Below are 17,938 nucleotides of genomic sequence, written 5' to 3' on the forward strand. Positions count from 1 at the left end.
GGCTTTGTCCGGTTTTTTTATTGATGTAGGTTTGTACCCATTTTAATAAATAGAGATATGTCAGAAGATTTAAGAAAGATCGAGTCCACAACAACTGATCTCATGCAAAAAGCGATCGTGCACTTAGAGTCTGAATTGGCCAAAGTGCGCGCCGGTAAAGCAACTCCGGGAATCATCGATGGTATTGTGGTAGATTACTACGGCAATCCTACGCCTATCAGCCAAGTTGGTAATATTACCGTTGCCGATGCGCGTACGCTGGTAATTCAGCCTTGGGAGAAAAACATGCTCCAACCAATTGAGCGTTCTATCATCGCTTCCAATATTGGCCTGAATCCTCAAAACGACGGTTTGGTGATTCGCTTGTTCTTGCCTCCTTTGACGGAAGAAAGAAGACGTGAATTGGTGAAGAAAAGTCAGGGAGAAGGGGAACATTCAAAAGTAGCGATCAGAAGTATTCGCAGAGATTCAATGGAGCAAATCAAAAAGCTTCAAAAGAATGGATTGAGCGAGGATGTTTGTAAGGATGCAGAAAAAAATGTTCAGGAAACCACCGACAAATTCATTGAGTTGGTAGACAAGTACCTTGCATCAAAAGAAAAAGAAATCATGACTGTATAATCAGTTCTGTAGGAATAACTTTGAAACTGCCGTCGCTTGCGATGGCAGTTTTATTTTGCACGAGAACTGAAATACACTCCGAATAGAATTACGGATAAGCCTAGCAGTTGAAGAGGCACAATCGATTCATTATCGGCGAGCCCCCAAAGCAATGCAATGAATGGAATTCCGTAAGTAACCATGGAAGCAAAAAGTGCTCCGGCTCGTTTCAACAAAATATAAAAGAGCACGGTGGCAACCGCGGTGCCCATAATGCCCAATACTGAAGAAGAGAGCGTGCTCAGCATGAATTTTTCTTCATGCAAAGGAAGCGCGAAGTAGCCCGTGGCATACAATACTAGAAGAGACGGAACAATCAACATTCCAAAAGCGAATGCCGCCGTAGTTAGGGACGGAATGCCTTGCAAATATTTGTGTGCAATATTAACATTGAAGCCATAACAAACAGTGGCAATTACAGCGAGTAAAGAATAGCTAAATGAATTTCCGGCAAGGCTCGATTTTGCGAAGAATAAAATCAACATGCCTGAGAAAGCAATCGCAACACCTAATAATTTCTTCTGTTGAACAGGTGATTGATAGAATACTATTCCAACAATGATGGTAAAAATGGGAGTCAGTGCATTTAAGAATCCGGCCAATGAACTGTTGATTCTGGTTTCTGCTAAGCAAAATAGAAAAGCAGGAATAAAACTTCCCAAAAATCCAGACAAGAAAATTGGTTTTAGTTTAGAACGATCGAGTTTTTTCCATTCCTGAATAGCAACGGGAATGAGTACAATACCTGCACTCAAAATACGAATGGCTGCTACTTGAAAGGCATTGAGTGTGGGGCTGCCATTGGCAGTAAACATCCCACGTTTCATGAGTATAAAGGAGCTACCCCATATTATCGAAAGCAGTAAGAAAAGTCCCCATTTTACAAACGGGCTTTGGTGACCGGTGTTAGACATTGGGTGCAAATTGAGAAATCTTTGTGAGCCTGCAAGAAGAATGAGAGGAAATTAATTGGTGAATTTGGGAATTCGTGAGTGTGGAAATGAATTGCGAACAATAGAGGGATTGGTTGATAGCATCCATTGATTCATGAACAACAAAAAGACAGAGAGGAAACTGGGAAAAAGCTTTGGAGCAAGAATCCGAATTTAAAGCAATGAAGTCTACTGTAAATAAGTTTTGAGTTTTTGAGTTGTTTAGTTTTTAAGTAGTCGTTTCAACAGCGAATTCTTCTCACGAAAATGCCTTTTTTAAAAAAGCACCTTTCAACGCTCCGACATTATTCATAGCCCCAAACTCAAAAACTAAATAACCAAACCACTCAAAAACTCATCAACGAGTTTTGTGAAAAAAGTCCCTTTCAAAAGCGCCTGTACTATAACAAAACGTTTTGAGTTTCCTCTCTCGCTCAACTGCTTCGCTGTCTCGTTCGTTCGGAATGACCGGGTGATTTTAGATGAATTGTTCGATATTTTTCGCAGGACCTTTATCGGCCCTTCGACTAGACCTACGGTCTGCCCTTCGACTGCTCCTTCGGAGCGCTCAGGGACCGCTCAGGGACCTCGAAGGTCAAGCTCAAAATATCGCTTGGCAGAGCCTCTTGGATACGAGATTCCACTTTTATATGACGCAATCGCTCTTTAACAAGTTTGATATGAAATTTTGAGAGCTTCATTTCAATATTAGGACACGCTTAATTCACTAATTCTCTTCAAATTCTCAAATTCACTAATTATCCCTCTTCGTTCTTTTTTCATTAATTTACACCAAACCTCTTCTCATGGGAAAATTGATCTTGAAAGAAATCAGCACGCGCGCACCTAAAGATTTCGATAAAGCAGCTACCAAAGGAAAAACTGCTAAAATTCTGGAAGAATTGGATGAGTTACAAAATCTATTGTACGCTTCTTCCAAGTACAGTGTATTGGTAGTAATTCAGGGTATGGATGCCAGTGGTAAAGACGGCACCATTCGTAATGTGTTTGGCTCGATGAATCCTCAAGGCGTTACCGTTGCTTCTTTTAAAGCCCCTACATCGGAAGAGCTGAGTCACGACTTTCTCTGGCGCATTCATAAAGTGGCACCTGCCAAAGGGATGATTCAATTGTTCAATAGAAGTCATTATGAAGATGTTTTGGTAACAAGGGTGCATCGTTGGTGCGACGATAAAACCGCCAAAAAGCGAATGAAGGCGATCAATGATTTTGAAAAACTATTGAAAGACCATAACAATACCCATATTCTCAAGTTCTACCTTCATATTTCTCCCGAAGAACAACAAGAGCGATTGAAAGAACGCTTGGCCGATAATACCAAGCAATGGAAATACAATGAGAAGGATTTTGAAGAAGCGAAATTGTGGGATAAGTATATGCAGTATTATGAAGACTGTTTTGAAGCTTGCAACGAAGTGCCTTGGATAGTTGTTCCTGCCGACCAGAACTGGTACAAGGAGTATGTGATTGCAAAAGCATTGAGAGATCTATTGAAAAGTTTAGACATGCAGTTCCCAGGCTTGAAAAAAGGGTAAATGGGTATGGGGAGAACTTATTAAGTGTAAACAGCTATCCAATAAGCATTTAGTTTAAATTTATTTTATACATTAGTATCTAACAACTAAAACTTTATTTTATGGGAATGCTAAAGGAATTCAAAGAATTTGCCATGCGTGGCAGCCTCGTAGACATCGCAGTGGCTTTTGTAATGGGGGGTGCGTTCGGAAAAGTAGTCACTTCGTTTACAGAGCAATTAATTGCGCCAATTGTAGGTTTGTTAATTGGTGGCATTGATCTTAATGACAAAAAATACGTGATAAAGGATGCCGTAAAAGAGGTAAAGGACGCAAGCGGCACGGTTACAACTAGTGCTTCGCCGGAAGTTGCTTTAAGTTGGGGAGCATTTGTAACCTCGGTAATTGACTTTATCATCGTGGCATTCGTAATGTTTCTGGTGATAAAAGGAATTAATAGCTTGAAAAAGAAAGAAGAAGCAGCACCTGCGGCTCCTCCGGCACCGGCAGAGGACATAGTTTTATTGCGCGAAATCCGCGATTCGCTTAAGAAATAAGCCTAAAGACGCTATATTTGTAGGGCATTTTGGGTCACCAGAATGCCCTTTTAATTACCAAAACCAAAACGCTCGTATGAGAAAATCAATCTTACTGGCTGCTTTATCTATTAGTTCTATTGTTGCCTTCGGTCAAGATGCTGCTGTGAAAGAAATGCAGAGTCAAGCTGCTAGAGGAGGAAAAACTGCCGATACATCAAAGGCAAAAAAGGTTTGGAAAACCGGTGGAACTTTTTCGATCAATTTCGGACAAGGGGGAAGCCGCAACTGGGCGGCCGGTGCTGAAAAATATTCGTTCTCTTTAGCAACTTACGCTAGTTTATATGCCAACCGTCAAATTGGAAAATGGAGTTGGGATAATACCCTTGATCTTGGATATGCGTTCGTAAACACCAGCTCACTTGGTGCTCGCAAGAATGATGATAAAATTGACCTCTTTTCAAAATTGGGAAGAAACATTGCAAAAGATATCAATCTTTCAGTAGTTGGTAGTTTCCGCTCACAATTTACAGATGGTACGAATTACGATTATTTAGGACAAGGGTTGAAGCGCCGCAATTCAGGCTTCTTCGCTCCGGCTTACTTTACGTTGGCTCCGGGTATTGATATTCGCCCTACTTCTTATTTCAGTGTATTCATTTCACCTCTTTCTGCTCGTTTGATTGTGGTGACCAATAAACCCAAAAGCTATTATTATCAAGGGGGTGTTATTCCGGCCGGTGGCTATGAACTCCCGCTTTCAACTTTGTATGGCGTAGATCCTACTCGCGAAGTTCGTGCTGAAATGGGTGGATTTGTGTCAATTAATTTCAACAAAGAAGTAGTGAAGAATGTGAACTATAAATCACGTTTAGACTTGTATTCCAACTACTTAACCAGTTATCGCTTTGCCGCAACCGGTCCCGACCAATTGGCCGTAACCGAAACCAAATCTCAAGCGAAAAACGTGGATGTTTTCTGGACCAACACCATCAGCATGAAGGTAAACAAGTGGTTACAAGTGACTTATAACTTCGACCTCATTTACGACGACGATGTGAAACAATTTGGACCTAACAAAAACTCAGCAGGAACCCAAATGCGCTCTTTATTAGGCGTGGGTGTAGCTGCTAAGTTCTAATCAATATTTTGTAGATTTGCCAAGTCCCGATCATTAAGATTGGGACTTATTTTTTACACCAAAAAAGAGACACGTGAGTCAGGCTTCTTATCAAATTAAACTAGCGCAGTTCGAAGGTCCTTTCGATTTGTTGTTGTTCTTCATTGAAAGAGACGAACTGGATATTTATAATATTCCTATTACTAAAATTACCAACGACTTCCTCGAGTACATTCATGCTCAGGAGAAGTTGAACATTGAATTGTCGAGTGAGTTCATTCTCTTCATTTCAACGCTCATGCGTATCAAGGCAAAAATGTTGTTGCCAAGAAAAGAATTGGATGCGCAAGGAAACGAGATCGATCCTCGTCAGGAGTTGGTCGACAAAATTTTGGAGTACAAGCGTTACAAGGAAGCTGCGGCGAAGATGGCTGAAATGGAAGCCATTCGTCAGTTGATGGTGAAGCGTGGTAATATGCAGAAGGAGTTGAGTGAAATTGGTGAAGAAGCCGGCGAGGGCACCGAAATTCAAACCATTACGCTGTTTAAGTTGATGAAGTCGTTCGAGCGCATTATGAAGCGCATGGAAGACCGCAACAAGAAGCCGGTTCACACGGTGGTGCAGTACAATTACACCATGGAAGAAAGCAGGGAGTACATGTTAGAAACGGTGAAGCGCGAACGCGTAATGGCTTTCGAAAAAATTTTCGATGTTTGTAACGACCGCATTCACGCCATATTCATGTTCTTATCGATGTTGGAATTGGTACAACAGAAGTACATGAAAATTATGGTGGGAGAAGGGATGAATAATTTTATTGTGGAGTGGAATGAGGAGGAGCAGGAAATAATTAATAATTAAGAATTAGTAATTAATAATGGAACAGCCGGGAGTAATTAATAATTAATAAGTAATAATTAATAATGAAACAGCCGGAGTGCAGGAGGGAAGATGCAAGGAAATACAGAGAAAGAACAGGAGGAGGAACAGGGGGTGAAAACACAGAGAGGTTGCCAGCGCTGCGTTTTCGCTGCGATCGCTGCGCCGCCGCGGTGAAAAAATAATTATATAATTCGAGAACCTACATCATTAAACAGCTAGCTCACACGCCACCTCTCCGAACATCGGAATTCTTAATTCTTACTTCTTAATTCTTAATTCGCCCACCCTCAATCCACAACAACACCGGCCTCTCACTCTTATCAATCACCGCCGCTAATTCTTTCAAAAATGCCGGAGCAACGGTTGGGCAACCATCGCTTTGGCAGATAGGCGCGGGCGCTACTTCTTTTTCAGGTACACATTCATGGGAGTGCAGCACCACGAAACGAGCGAAGGCGTTGTTATTGGTGATATCGAGACCGTATAATTTATAGGCCAGTCCAAACCTGCCGTGATAGGGTTTTCCAATTTTGTATTTTCCGAGAGAAGTGCAGCCACAGCCAACGGCATTGCCGTATTTTCTTCCTACCAGCCAGTTTTGATTGCAGCGTCCATGTGTTACCAGTCCGCTTTTGAGGATCTTTTTTGAAGCGAGGTCTACCACAAAGAAGCGGTTTTCTCCGCTTTCTATTTCCATATTTATAAGGAAGGCGACTTCAGTGTTGAATTGTTTGTCTTTGCAGAATTGAAGTGCCTCATTTATTGTTGCATTAGAAATTTTGTTTTGCGTTGTTGGCACAAACTTTCTTCCACCAGCCGCAAAGGAACGCATGCGGCTGAGGTACCAAACAGTGCCTGTGAGCAGTACCAAAAGGAGTAAGAGGAGTAGGCGTTTGACTAGTTTCATGTGAATGGTGCAGCGAATCTGATGCATTTCGGGGAATCTTCCATAGGCAGGGGAATGATCTTAGGGATTTTTTAACGGTTGGGGAGTGTAGGAATGAATTATTCAATTATTGATAAAATGCAAAAAATCTAACTAATGATAAATGTGATGGTTAGCTGTTCATTTTGATGTCCAGAGGGATTATTCAAAAGAATTCGATAGGTGCTATTTATTTGTTGTCATCCGGGATATTGGCGTTTGAACATTGCTGACAGTGATATAATAATGCACATGTGCTTAACAGTTGTTATTGCGAATTGATTTAGGCACTGGATATGATTACTTTTGTTTCTACGCGTATATGGTACACAGTTAAACATCGTTTTATTTTCAAAAATAATTTCGAATATTTGTTAGAGATATGAATATTTGTCTTAAATTCAATTATTCGATGGTTAAAATCCTTCGATAAAACCTTCATTCTAAGGAATCTTAGGCAACTAAAACGATTGATATGAGATTGCGTTTGCTTCTCTTTCTTTTTTTGCTGTGCACATGTGAAATTACCTCACACGCTCAAGAAGCAGTATCTACATTTGATAAGGTTATTGATTTTCCGGAAAAATTTATAGTTAAGTTACAAAGGAAGTCATCTCAGCTTGAAGAAAAGTTGTTGAAGAAAACGGAGAACTACCTGCAAAAATTAGCAAAAAAGGAAAGAAAGATTTATCGCAAGTTGCAGAAAGTTGATTCTGCAAGGGCATTTTCTTTAATGGCCGAAAGCGAAGCTAAATATGATGCTGTACTTAAAAATCTGCGAAATCCTGTTGAATCTGCGGGCCGGGTATCCGGGGAATATTTACCTTATATTGATTCATTAAAAGGAATACTTTCATTTATAAACGACCGACCCGATTTACTCAACTCTTCATCCGAAATTCAACAGAAGATTAATACTACGCTTAAAGATTTTAGTAGTCTACAATCCCGACTCAACCAATCTGATGGGATTAAGCGCTTTATTCAAGAGCGGCGGGAGCAGTTGAAACTCGCACTAGGAACTTACTCGAAGTTGCCAAAAAGTTTAACAAACGAATTTAACGGGTTCAATCAACAATTGAATTACTATTCTCTTCAAATTAGAGAATACCGACAGTTACTTAATGATCCTGATAAACTGACCTTGCGCGCATTAGCTCTTCTTCATAAGTTACCTGCTTTTGCATCTTTTTTAAAAGAACATTCTGAGCTGTCAGGACTGTTTTCTGTACCCACTGCTTATAGTGGGGTACAGGGTGTTAACGGACTACAGACCATTGATCAAGTTCGCCAGCTTGTTTTGAATCAAGTAGGCTCGGGGCCAGGTTCAATGACAGTAGTTCAACAGAATATACAAGTTGCTCAATCAAAATTGGGGCAACTCAAAGACAAGATTAATCAATTGGGCGGCGGAACGGGTGATATTGATATGCCAAACAAGCGCTATAACAATGAAAAAGTTAAGTCATTTTGGAAGCGTTTAGAATATGGCAGCAACCTACAGTCCAGTCGCTCAAATTATTATTTTCCTATTTCTACAGATATTGGTTTGTCAGTTGGTTATAAGTTTTCAGTTAAAACAGTTCTAGGTGTTGGGATGAGTTATCGCATTGGATGGGGCAAAGATATCCGGCATATTGAGATTACACATGAGGGTATTGGTTTGCGGTCTTTTTTTGACACCAAGATTAAAGGCAGTTTTTTTGCCTCAGCTGGGTTTGAATACAACTACCAACAACCTTTTAATGTGTTGACTCAATTGAAGAGTGTGAATAATTGGCAACAAAGTGGCTTAGCGGGACTAACTAAGATTGTTTCCATTAAGAGTAAGATTTTCAAGAAGACAAAAGTTCAATTACTCTGGGATTTTCTTAGTTACTCGCAGAGGCCCGTTACTCAACCGCTTAAATTCCGTGTCGGTTATACTTTCTAAATCGTAAGAAGTTCAAAGAAAAGAAAAACAATACAATGCGAACGATTTTTAATACTGTTGGACTGTTATTTGTCCTTTTTTGGAGTAGTTCGATTTTGGCGCAAAGTGAAGCTGATCGATACATTCCCAAGGTGTTACCACCATCTCCAAACGCGGCCTCTTTGATTAAATTTGGAGATATTCCGGTTAGTTATTATACCGGAAGTGCGGGTGTGTCTGTTCCTATTTATACAGTGCAAAGCGGTGATATTACAGTGCCAATTACGCTATCTTATAATACAACAGGAATTCGTTTGAGCGAGGAAGCGAGTTGGGTTGGACTTGGTTGGGCTCTTAGTGCAGGTGGCATGATTTCTCGTACAATAATGGGTCGCGATGATTGGGATGCCGGTTATTTCACAACGGCTGTTCCAGAGATTAACACTACTCCTACTGCTCACCCAGTACCATCTATTACATCGATTCAACTGAATCCCTACATGTATGATTTTTGGTGTGATTATCTGGTTTATACTACCGGTGGTAATTTGAATTTTAGCCAGCCCTTGATTAATCCGAATGCTTATGATATGGAGGCTGATATTTATAGTTATAATTTCCCGGGGTTTAGCGGTAAATTTATAATCGGGAGAGACGGTGTACCGGTTATTCAAAATCAAGACAACATTAAAATCCAGTACACTGCTAATGCTGCTTCATTCACGATAACAGATGATAAAGGGTTTAGATTTCTTTTTTCTTCAAAGGAGTATGCGCAAAGAGATGGTTCTAGTCCGGTTAGTTCATGGTATTTGAGCCAGATTGTTTCGCCAACCGGTCGTACGGTACAGTTTAATTATAATTCACAAGGTCCAACTACTATTAGTGCTGGTTCATTCTCTGATATATCTCGACAAGCTTGCTCTGTTAATACTGGAACAACGAGCACTGCCACAGCTGCTACTTACTATCAAAATATTTATCTTGAAAGCATTGAGTTCACAAATGGCAGAGTTCAGTTTTACTTCGATAATTCGAGAGTAGATCAAACGAATGCAAAAAAGCTTAATAAAGTTTCAGTGTTTAGAAAATTGGTATCTAACGATTCCACTGAAATATTTTCTTATAATTTTTACTATTCTTACTTTAATAATAGTTATGTAGGTGTTCCAGCTACAGAATTTAAGAGACTCAAACTTGATAGTGTAAAGCAATCATCTGGAGCTTCTATCTTACCTCCCTACAAATTTGTGTATTATGATGATACGTATGAAGCAACATCTTTGACAGGAAAAACGTCAAAAAGTATTGATCATTGGGGCTATTATAACGCCGTAGCTAATTCATTCCTTTACCCCAAATTTTACGGGTATTTTAATCCACCTGCCGGAACTGCTCCTGGTCAACCTCCAGCAAGTTGGTGGGATTTGACTGATGGGGCAGATCGAAATCCAAAGCTTGTGAAACCCCAGCTTTTCTCTTTAAACACTATTGTGTATCCAACTGGAGGTAAATCGGTATTTGAATTGGAAGGAAATGACTATGACGAGCAGAAATCGTTCTTGCAAGGACAAACCGATTATGAAGAAATAAACTATTTCGATACTTCTGTAACGTACACCATTTCAAATAGAGGAACAGTCAATAATACGGTTGATCTGACTAACAAGTATGGCCCAAAAGTTTGGGTGAACATGGCATTTCGTTGTAGTAACAGTACCGTTGCAAATACTTTGCACAATACTAGCGGTCAAATTTACGCTAGTGTGTTTAGTAACACTGTAGATATCAATAGCAATAGTTTAACCCTTTCCGGTTCTACTTGGGCTACGGGTGAGGTTGCGTACTCGGTATCATCGGGCACAACTTACAATCTGGCTACTTTTATAAGCCCTTCAATAACTACCACGGACTTCCAAGACATTACAGTAACTATTCGATGGAAACAACTTCGTCGAGCTACGTATGGGGTGATTCTTGGTGGGGGTTTAAGAATAAAATCCATCACCGATTACAATGAGTCGGGCACAGCAGTGAAGAAGAGAAAGTATGACTATCATTATTTTGAAGATAGAGATGGTAATGGGATAAATGAAGAGTACAGCTATGGGAAACTAATTTCTAGACCTTCATATACACGTTTTGAGTTATTGAGAGGTACAGATGGTCAAGGGTGGTCAACGGGATGTGTGAGTCTTACCAGGTTTGGTTCTAGTGTCATCGGAACTACAGGAACTACATCCGGAAATGCGATTGCGTATGATCAGGTTACTGAATACGTAGTTGACCCTACAAACGAGTCTAATACGCTTGGTAAAACGGTTTATCAGTATCATAATTTGCCTGATACGATCATCAATTTTAATCGTCTTCGATTACCGGGAATCAACAATATTGGTTCTAGTAAAAATGGACAGCTAAAGGCGAAAATTGACTATCGACTTTCAGGGGGCAATTACATTAAAGTAGCCGAACAGTTAAATTACTACTCTTCTTACAACAGAAAGCTTGTATACAGTATGAAGCTAGACAATGTGAACCCTCCTGGGTTGAAGGATTTTTCTAGTTGTGTTGGTGGCGTTGGAAACCCAGGAGTTGAAATAGAATTTTTTGGATTCATTTACCCTTCAGTACAGTCAGAGAAGATACTTCTAGATTCTACGCGGCAGATTAGTTACGAAAGCTCTGGTGTCACTAACTCGATTTCTACTATTACTAAAAACACCTACACTCCTTTATCAACTTACAAACAACTTAGTAAAACGGAGACTTACAATAGTAAGAACGAATTGATTCGAACAGAGATTTCTTATCCATATGACTATTCGGGAGTGATCTATGATACGATGATGGCTAGAAACATGGTATCTACCGTAATTGGACAAAAAATCTACAATAACAATGTGTTGATGTCCCAAGTAAAAACACAGTTCAAATTATGGCAGTCAAACACATTAGTGTTGCCTGACACCATCTCTACTGCAACACTGAGTAATGGCCTCGAATCTGTTGTTAAATTTGATGCCTATGATTTAGTCGGTAACCCCATTCAATTTACACCGAGAACAGGTACAGGCGTTGTTTTTATTTGGGATTACAATAATGTTTATCCAATAGCGAAGATTACCAACGCATCGCTATCACAAGTGGCGTATACGAGTTTTGAAACGGGTAATACGGGTTATTGGACTATTACAGACACCATGAGAAATAAAGAAGGATTGACCGGGGATCAGTCTTTTGTTTTAAAAGCAACAAACAATATCGTTTACACGAATAGTACAACCAACTTGGATCTTTATGTTTCCTACTGGTCGAAAAATGGGCAGGCAACATTAAGCGGGGCGACTAGCCTTGCAGTTAAAGCCGGTCTGACTAAAAATGGTTGGACTTACTATGAGCACAAAATTAGAACAACAGGTGGAAGTATTACTCTCAGTTCTTCGAATGCCAATGTCATCGATGAATTAAGATTGTATCCGGTTGCCGCACAAATGGAGACCTTAACTTATCTGCCATTAGTTGGTACTACAAGCCAATGCTCGGTTAACAATATCGTGTCCTATTATAACTACGACGAGTTTAGCAGGCTTCGCCTTATCAGAGACATTGATGGAAATATTATTAAAACTTTTGAGTACAACTATAAAAAGTAACAAATCATTTGAATTTTTAACTATGCGAAAAAGTATATTCTGCTGTCTTTTGACACTATTTGTTCTCAATAGTCAAAATACTATTGCTCAAGTTTCCATAAGCGGTGCAACTTGTGTTGTGTCAGGTGGTGAAGTTGGTTACCTGTACAATGCTACTGGTAGCATGTCTGATCAAGACGTATTCAGCTGGAAGGTAACCGGCGGAACCGTTGTTGGTTCAGAGAATTCTGCTACCAATGGTTCGGTCATCGCTTCTGGGTCAACAATACGAATAATATGGAATAAGGGCGTTTCGAATGGTACAATTAAATTGACCAATTCTAGACTTGGGGACTCTGAATTGTCTGTCAAAATCGTTGATTTTCCAAATTCGATTTCTCTACCTAACGGATTAATAAATGTTGGGACAACAATAACTATTACAGGGAGCGGGCCTTCAAGTTCAATCTGTACACCCCTCAGTAGTTTTTGGTGGGAAGTGGCAGATGCAATTAGTGGTCCGTTTGAAAGCATCGATGGAGCAACCGATAAAAATCTAACCGTGGTAGTAAATCAAGGTAAAAAATTTTACCGTCGAGTACTATCCGTAAACGGGAACCTACTCTTTTCAAACATTATTTCTATTGACCCTCAATAGCATCTTTTTATGCAGATCAAACCGAAGTCTTTTAAAAGCCTAACATTGGTGCCAGTTTTGCTCCTGTCTGTGCTTTTTTCAAGTGCCCAATTGTCGATGTCTGGCTCAAATTGTGTAGTGAATGGTGGAACTACGGGATACCAGTATACAATATCTGGTTCTTATCAAGCTAGTTATACCATTAGTTGGACTGTTACAGGTGGCGTAATTGCAGGCACCAGTAATACTTCTAAGAGTGGAACGATAGCCTCCATTGGCCCCTCCATTCGAGTGGTTTGGAATGCCAATCCTGCAAGTGCTTCTGTTCAAGTTACGGTTCAAGTGTTAGGATCAAACACCAAGACTGTGACTGTGATTACAGTTCCTAATACAGTTAGTCCTTCCAGTCAAGTAGTTGCTTATAATTCCAGTGCCACCTTAACCGGCGGCGCACCCAGTGCGGGGTGTACTCCTTCTTATTCATTTTGGTGGGAAACATCTTCAAGTGCTACAGGACCATTTACTACTGTGAGTGGCGCAACTAGTCAGAACTTGACTGTTAATCCTTTTTTACAAACAGCTTATTATCGTCGTGTTTTATCATTCAATGGCGACAATGTGTACAGTCCTGTCGCTTTAGTAAGTATCGCACCCCTAACGTCTGGGTCCATCAGTGCGTCCGTAACGAATTTAACTTACAACACGCAGCCAAGTATTTCTCAAAATCCTGCTACAGGCGGTTATTGTTCTAGTTTAAACTACGAGTGGCAGCAATCTGTAGATGGAGGAGCGTGGCAAAATATTGGCTCCGGTGCAGCTTATCCTACTACAGCTCCGGCAATAGTGGGGAACACCAAAATAAGAAGAAAAGTGGTATGTGGAAATGACGTGTTGTATTCTAATGAGTTGAATTTTACAGTCAATTACACATCAACTAATTCTGAGAACCTTAATTATGTTAGAGTTAATGAAATCTGGATATATGGTGTGAAAACATGGATTCAAGCAGATCAATTAGCGACAGGTCAGAAGCAACAGACGACACAATACTTTGATGGATTGGGCCGGCCCGTTGAGACGGTTAATAAGCAGGTTACGCCGCAAATGAAAGACATGGTGGTTCCAATTGTCTATGATAATTTTAGCCGGGAGGTAAATAAATACTTGCCGTATGTTTCCACGAGTTCTGATGGTAAATTCAAATCATCGCCGTTAGTGGAACAGAATAGTTTTAATTCTTCTCAATTTCCGGGTGAATCATTTTACTATTCACAAGTTGGCTTTGAAGCATCTCCTTTAGGCCGCACTGTAAATAGTTTTGCGCCAGGTGCAAACTGGGTCGGAGCCTCAAGAGGATTGTCCAATCAATATTTGGTGAATACATTAAGTGACAGCGTCAGGATTTGGACCATTGCTTCATCGGTAGGGAGTATTCCAACTAGTTCTGCCATTTATGAAGCGGGCCAGCTTATTAAATCTGTATCCATTGATGAAAACGGCAAACAGATCATAGAATACAAGGATAAATCTGGTAAAGTAATTCTGAAGAAAGTTCAATCTTCTAATAGCCCAGGTACAGCATACCAAGGCTGGCTTTGTACTTATTATGTATACGACGATTTGGGGCAACTGCGATTTGTAATTCAACCAAGAGCCGTCGAACTGATAAATGCAACATGGGTGATTTCAACTGGAATCGCTGATGAATTGTGTTTCAGATATGAATACGATTACAGGTTGAGGATGATCATCAAAAAAGTTCCCGGCGCTGGCGAGGTTTGGATGGTGTACGACAAGTGGGACAAACCCATTTTAACACAGGACGCAAAATTGAGACTGCAGAATAAATGGATTTTTACAAAATTTGATCAGCTTAACCGTCCGATCATGAGTGGTTTTTATACAAATTCCACATATACCACACAATCTTCCATGCAAGGGTTTTTGAATACACAAAACTTAGCAGCTTATGAGTCAGTTCAAACTTCCAGTTTGCCTTTGTATACCTTAAATCAGAGCTTTCCTGTGGTTGCTTATGCTGATGTTCAATCGGTTACCTACTACGATGATTACTCTTGGTCTACTTGGTATGGATTTACAGGGGTGAAAGATAATAGTTATGATACTTATTTTTATACAGCAAGCAATACTACTGCTCCTTACGCCCAACCACTAACTCAATCTAATATGAATCAAGGGGCGGTTACAGGTGTATGGGATAGAACCGGAAATGGAATAGTTACTGCTACATACTATGAACAAAATGGACGAGTACTCCAAACGCGTCAATACAACTATAAAGGCGGAACTGATTATGCAACCATGCAATATGATGCAAAAGGGGCAGTATTGGCGACCTATATTAGACACCAAAATCCTTCATCAACACAAACGTCGGAGGTGAAGGTTCTGACCAAAATGGAGTACGACCATGCAGGAAGACTTACTAAAGTATGGAAACAGTTGAATAACTCAGGAACGGATAAATTAGTAGTGGAGAATGTTTACAATGAATTGGGGCAATTGAAGGACAAAAAATTGGGAGTTAAACCTGTTTCAGGCGGCCCCTTAGAAACTCTTTCATACAACTATAATATCAGGGGATGGATGACAAGTATAAACAAAGACTATTTGTCAGGAACTACCACTAATAGTTATTTTGGGATGGAACTTGCCTATGATAAAACAAATTCTGTATTAAGTGGAACAACGTATACTTCAGCCCAATACAATGGAAATATTACCGGCACCTTGTGGAAGACCAAGGGTGATGGCGTGAATCGAAAATATGATTTCACCTATGATAACGTGAATCGTCTTACAGGTGCCAATTTTACACAGAACACTGGAAGTGGATGGAATAATTCCTTTATTGATTTTACAGTAAATAGCTTGACATACGATGCAAATGGAAATATCTTGTCTATGAGCCAAAAGGGCTTCAAAGTAACGGGGTCATCGTTTATCGACCAATTGACATATGCCTATCAAGCGAATAGCAATAAACTTGTTCAAGTTGCAGACGGTTCCAACGATCCACAATCTAAATTAGGAGATTTTAAGTACAGCGGTTCCAAGCAGGCGACCGACTATAGCTACGATGTGAATGGCAATATGATAGTGGATAACAATAAAGCAATAAGTAATATTTCATACAACCAGTTGAATTTACCGGAGGTTGTGACGGTAACCGGTAAAGGGTCGATTACCTACACTTACGATTGGTCGGGTAATAAATTGAAAAAAGTAACCGTAGACACTACCGTAAAGCCGACCCTTACCACCACTACTACTTATTTAAATGGGTTTGTTTATCAAAACGATACTTTGCAGTTTCTGGCTCATGAAGAAGGTAGAATACGGTGGGCGAAGCGTTTCTTCCTAAATGGTAGTTCTGCCAATAGTTTTGAATACGACTACTTTTTGAAAGATCATTTGGGTAATGTACGCATGGTTCTCACCGAACAAACGGATACTTCTCATTACATAGCTACTATGGAAGCAGCCTACCGCGGTAATGAAAATAAACTGTTCTACAACTTACAAGCAAGTAATTATCCCAAAGCGGCAGTGTCCGGTTATCCGGTGGATGGCACCACCAATCCCAATGATTCACTGATGCGATTGAACGGAAGCGGGCAAAAAGTAGGAGCAGCAATTGTTTTGAAGGTCATGAGTGGTGATGTGATAGATGTGGCTGTTAAAGCATTTTACAAGGACCAAACGTATACGGCGCCGAATAATTCTGTGAATGATATTTTGAATGCACTGGCAAGTGGCGCTTTTGGCCTCACCGGTGGGTCAAAAGGCACCCTGGATCAACTCAATAATACGAGTTCAAGTCCTCTTTTAGGCGCTTTGAATAGCTTTATAAGTGGTAACAATCCCACTGTTGTCAATAAGCCCCGTGCCCATCTGAATTGGATATTATTGGATGAACAGTTCCAGTATGTAAGTAGTTACCCTCAAAGTGGAGCTCTTGCTGTTGGAAATTATGCCAGCAATGTGTTAAATACATTAGCGTACACGGGAATTCCAATAACAAAGAATGGATATTTGTATATTTATGTAAACAATGAAACACCCGGATGGGACGTATTTTTTGATAATATGAGTGTGAAGCATTACAGTGGGGCAATCACAGAGGAAACGCATTATTATCCATTTGGACTAACGATGGCTGGGATTTCATCGAAAGCAGCTAATAAGTTAGATAATAAATACGAGTATAACGGCAAAGAAAAACAGGAAAAGGAATTTACTGATGGGAGTGGATTGGAGTTGTATGATTATGGAGCGAGGATGTATGATGCACAGATTGGAAGATGGAATCATATTGACCCATTAGCAGGTAAAAGCAGACGATGGTCGCCGTACAGTTACGCTTATAACAATCCAATTAGATTTATTGACGTTGATGGGATGTATGCATCAGAAAACAAGCCGGAATACATTGGTTCTGCAGGACAGGCGGGTGGTAGGTTTAAAGATAATGCAATTGACAAGCAGTTGCATGACCGACAAATGGATGACAAGATGAACGGGATCCATATGTGGAAATCATTGGGGTTAGACAAAATTCACTTTAATAGTGATGAAAGCGTTAGCGGTTTGACGGAGGGAGAAAGCAGTAGTGAAGGAACCTTAGACAATGATAATAATGAAGGCAAAACAGATGTCAACTCTACAGACGGTACTAACAGTAATAGTGATAGCCCAACAGATGGCGGCAATGTTAGTCCAAGGTCATTTGTATTTACTCCTATGACCAGTGCAATGTATGAGGCAGGGGTAAGTGGTCTTTATTATGAGGTTAGTTACTTTCACCTATTTGGCCCCAATGCTGATAAGACATTTAGTTTTCAACCAATTTATGTTCAATTTCCAAGTGAAACTGCAGACGGTAGACGATTTAGTCCTCAAGAAGCAGCAAAAATAACAGCTCAAAGTTTTCAAGAAGCTATTACTTCTGTTGCGTTAACAGTCCAAGCTATGTCAGAAAAACAAGTTATGGCATTAGACAGTCGTACAGTGCAAAATATGTTTACTAAGGCAGCAACTTTTTTTGTAAGCTTTCATACAAAAGCAGGAGCAATTGTAACTAATAAACCATCAGGTAAGAAAACTATAACAACTCCAGTAATTTGGGGATATTAATATGCT

General features: G+C 40.0%; 11 protein-coding genes. 9 read left to right on the plus strand and 2 right to left on the minus strand.

Going from position 1 to position 17,938, the window contains the following annotated elements; translation table 11 throughout:
• The first annotated feature begins 57 nt into the window (after positions 1–57).
• A complete protein-coding gene (gene frr / locus ACQ2HE_RS14615) occupies positions 58–621 on the plus strand; it encodes a ribosome recycling factor (RefSeq protein WP_430900147.1) in 564 nt (187 codons plus the stop codon).
• Positions 622–671: 50 nt separating this feature from the next.
• Here the strand turns inward: frr and ACQ2HE_RS14620 are convergent, their stop codons facing one another.
• Complete coding sequence (locus ACQ2HE_RS14620; protein ID WP_430900145.1) at positions 672–1,574, minus strand: DMT family transporter; 903 nt, start codon at positions 1,572–1,574, stop codon at positions 672–674.
• Between the two features lie 824 nt (positions 1,575–2,398).
• On the opposite strand from ACQ2HE_RS14620, the gene ACQ2HE_RS14625 reads away from it, so the two are divergent.
• From ACQ2HE_RS14625 to ACQ2HE_RS14640, 4 genes are all read left to right on the plus strand, one after another.
• Complete coding sequence (locus ACQ2HE_RS14625) at positions 2,399–3,148, plus strand: PPK2 family polyphosphate kinase (protein ID WP_430900143.1); 750 nt, start codon at positions 2,399–2,401, stop codon at positions 3,146–3,148.
• A gap of 101 nt (positions 3,149–3,249) precedes the next feature.
• A complete protein-coding gene (gene mscL, locus ACQ2HE_RS14630; protein WP_430900142.1) occupies positions 3,250–3,684 on the plus strand; it encodes a large-conductance mechanosensitive channel protein MscL in 435 nt (144 codons plus the stop codon).
• 76 nt (positions 3,685–3,760) lie between these two features.
• Positions 3,761–4,804: a DUF3078 domain-containing protein gene (locus tag ACQ2HE_RS14635; RefSeq protein ID WP_430900140.1), complete on the plus strand. Its 1,044-nt coding sequence runs from the start codon at positions 3,761–3,763 to the stop codon at positions 4,802–4,804.
• A 73-nt stretch (positions 4,805–4,877) separates the two neighbouring features.
• Positions 4,878–5,645 carry a segregation and condensation protein A gene (locus tag ACQ2HE_RS14640; RefSeq protein ID WP_430900138.1) on the plus strand — a complete coding sequence of 256 codons (768 nt, stop codon included), beginning with the start codon at positions 4,878–4,880 and terminating at the stop codon, positions 5,643–5,645.
• Positions 5,646–5,931: 286 nt separating this feature from the next.
• Here ACQ2HE_RS14640 and ACQ2HE_RS14645 read toward each other — a convergent pair whose 3' ends face one another.
• Positions 5,932–6,600: a murein L,D-transpeptidase catalytic domain-containing protein gene (locus ACQ2HE_RS14645; RefSeq protein ID WP_430900136.1), complete on the minus strand. Its 669-nt coding sequence runs from the start codon at positions 6,598–6,600 to the stop codon at positions 5,932–5,934.
• 466 nt (positions 6,601–7,066) lie between these two features.
• Between ACQ2HE_RS14645 and ACQ2HE_RS14650 the strand changes: the two genes are divergently transcribed.
• The 4 genes from ACQ2HE_RS14650 to ACQ2HE_RS14665 all read left to right on the plus strand — a co-directional run bounded on the left by ACQ2HE_RS14650 (position 7,067) and on the right by ACQ2HE_RS14665 (position 17,932).
• Entirely contained in the window at positions 7,067–8,524 is a 1,458-nt protein-coding gene (locus ACQ2HE_RS14650; protein WP_430900134.1) for a BAR domain-containing protein, read from the plus strand.
• A gap of 35 nt (positions 8,525–8,559) precedes the next feature.
• On the plus strand, positions 8,560–12,159 hold the full coding sequence (locus tag ACQ2HE_RS14655) for a hypothetical protein (protein ID WP_430900132.1): 3,600 nt from the start codon (positions 8,560–8,562) through the stop codon (positions 12,157–12,159).
• 49 nt (positions 12,160–12,208) lie between these two features.
• A complete protein-coding gene (locus tag ACQ2HE_RS14660) occupies positions 12,209–12,796 on the plus strand; it encodes a hypothetical protein (RefSeq protein ID WP_430900130.1) in 588 nt (195 codons plus the stop codon).
• A gap of 96 nt (positions 12,797–12,892) precedes the next feature.
• A complete protein-coding gene (locus ACQ2HE_RS14665) occupies positions 12,893–17,932 on the plus strand; it encodes a DUF6443 domain-containing protein (RefSeq protein WP_430900128.1) in 5,040 nt (1,679 codons plus the stop codon).
• Positions 17,933–17,938: the final 6 nt, after the last annotated feature.

Origin of the sequence: Endoryza foliicola (genome assembly GCF_050589245.1) — a bacterium.
GTDB classification, from domain to species: Bacteria; Bacteroidota; Bacteroidia; order Chitinophagales; family Chitinophagaceae; genus Endoryza; species Endoryza foliicola.

Bases quoted from the DNA above. Each gene is read 5' to 3' on its own strand.
- frr (WP_430900147.1), top strand. From the start codon at position 58: ATGTCAGAAGATTTAAGAAAGATCGAGTCCACAACAACTGATCTCATG.
- ACQ2HE_RS14620 (WP_430900145.1), bottom strand. From the start codon at position 1,574: ATGTCTAACACCGGTCACCAAAGCCCGTTTGTAAAATGGGGACTTTTC.
- ACQ2HE_RS14625 (WP_430900143.1), top strand. From the start codon at position 2,399: ATGGGAAAATTGATCTTGAAAGAAATCAGCACGCGCGCACCTAAAGAT.
- mscL (WP_430900142.1), top strand. From the start codon at position 3,250: ATGGGAATGCTAAAGGAATTCAAAGAATTTGCCATGCGTGGCAGCCTC.
- ACQ2HE_RS14635 (WP_430900140.1), top strand. From the start codon at position 3,761: ATGAGAAAATCAATCTTACTGGCTGCTTTATCTATTAGTTCTATTGTT.
- ACQ2HE_RS14645 (WP_430900136.1), bottom strand. From the start codon at position 6,600: ATGCATCAGATTCGCTGCACCATTCACATGAAACTAGTCAAACGCCTA.
- ACQ2HE_RS14650 (WP_430900134.1), top strand. From the start codon at position 7,067: ATGAGATTGCGTTTGCTTCTCTTTCTTTTTTTGCTGTGCACATGTGAA.
- ACQ2HE_RS14655 (WP_430900132.1), top strand. From the start codon at position 8,560: ATGCGAACGATTTTTAATACTGTTGGACTGTTATTTGTCCTTTTTTGG.
- ACQ2HE_RS14665 (WP_430900128.1), top strand. From the start codon at position 12,893: ATGTCTGGCTCAAATTGTGTAGTGAATGGTGGAACTACGGGATACCAG.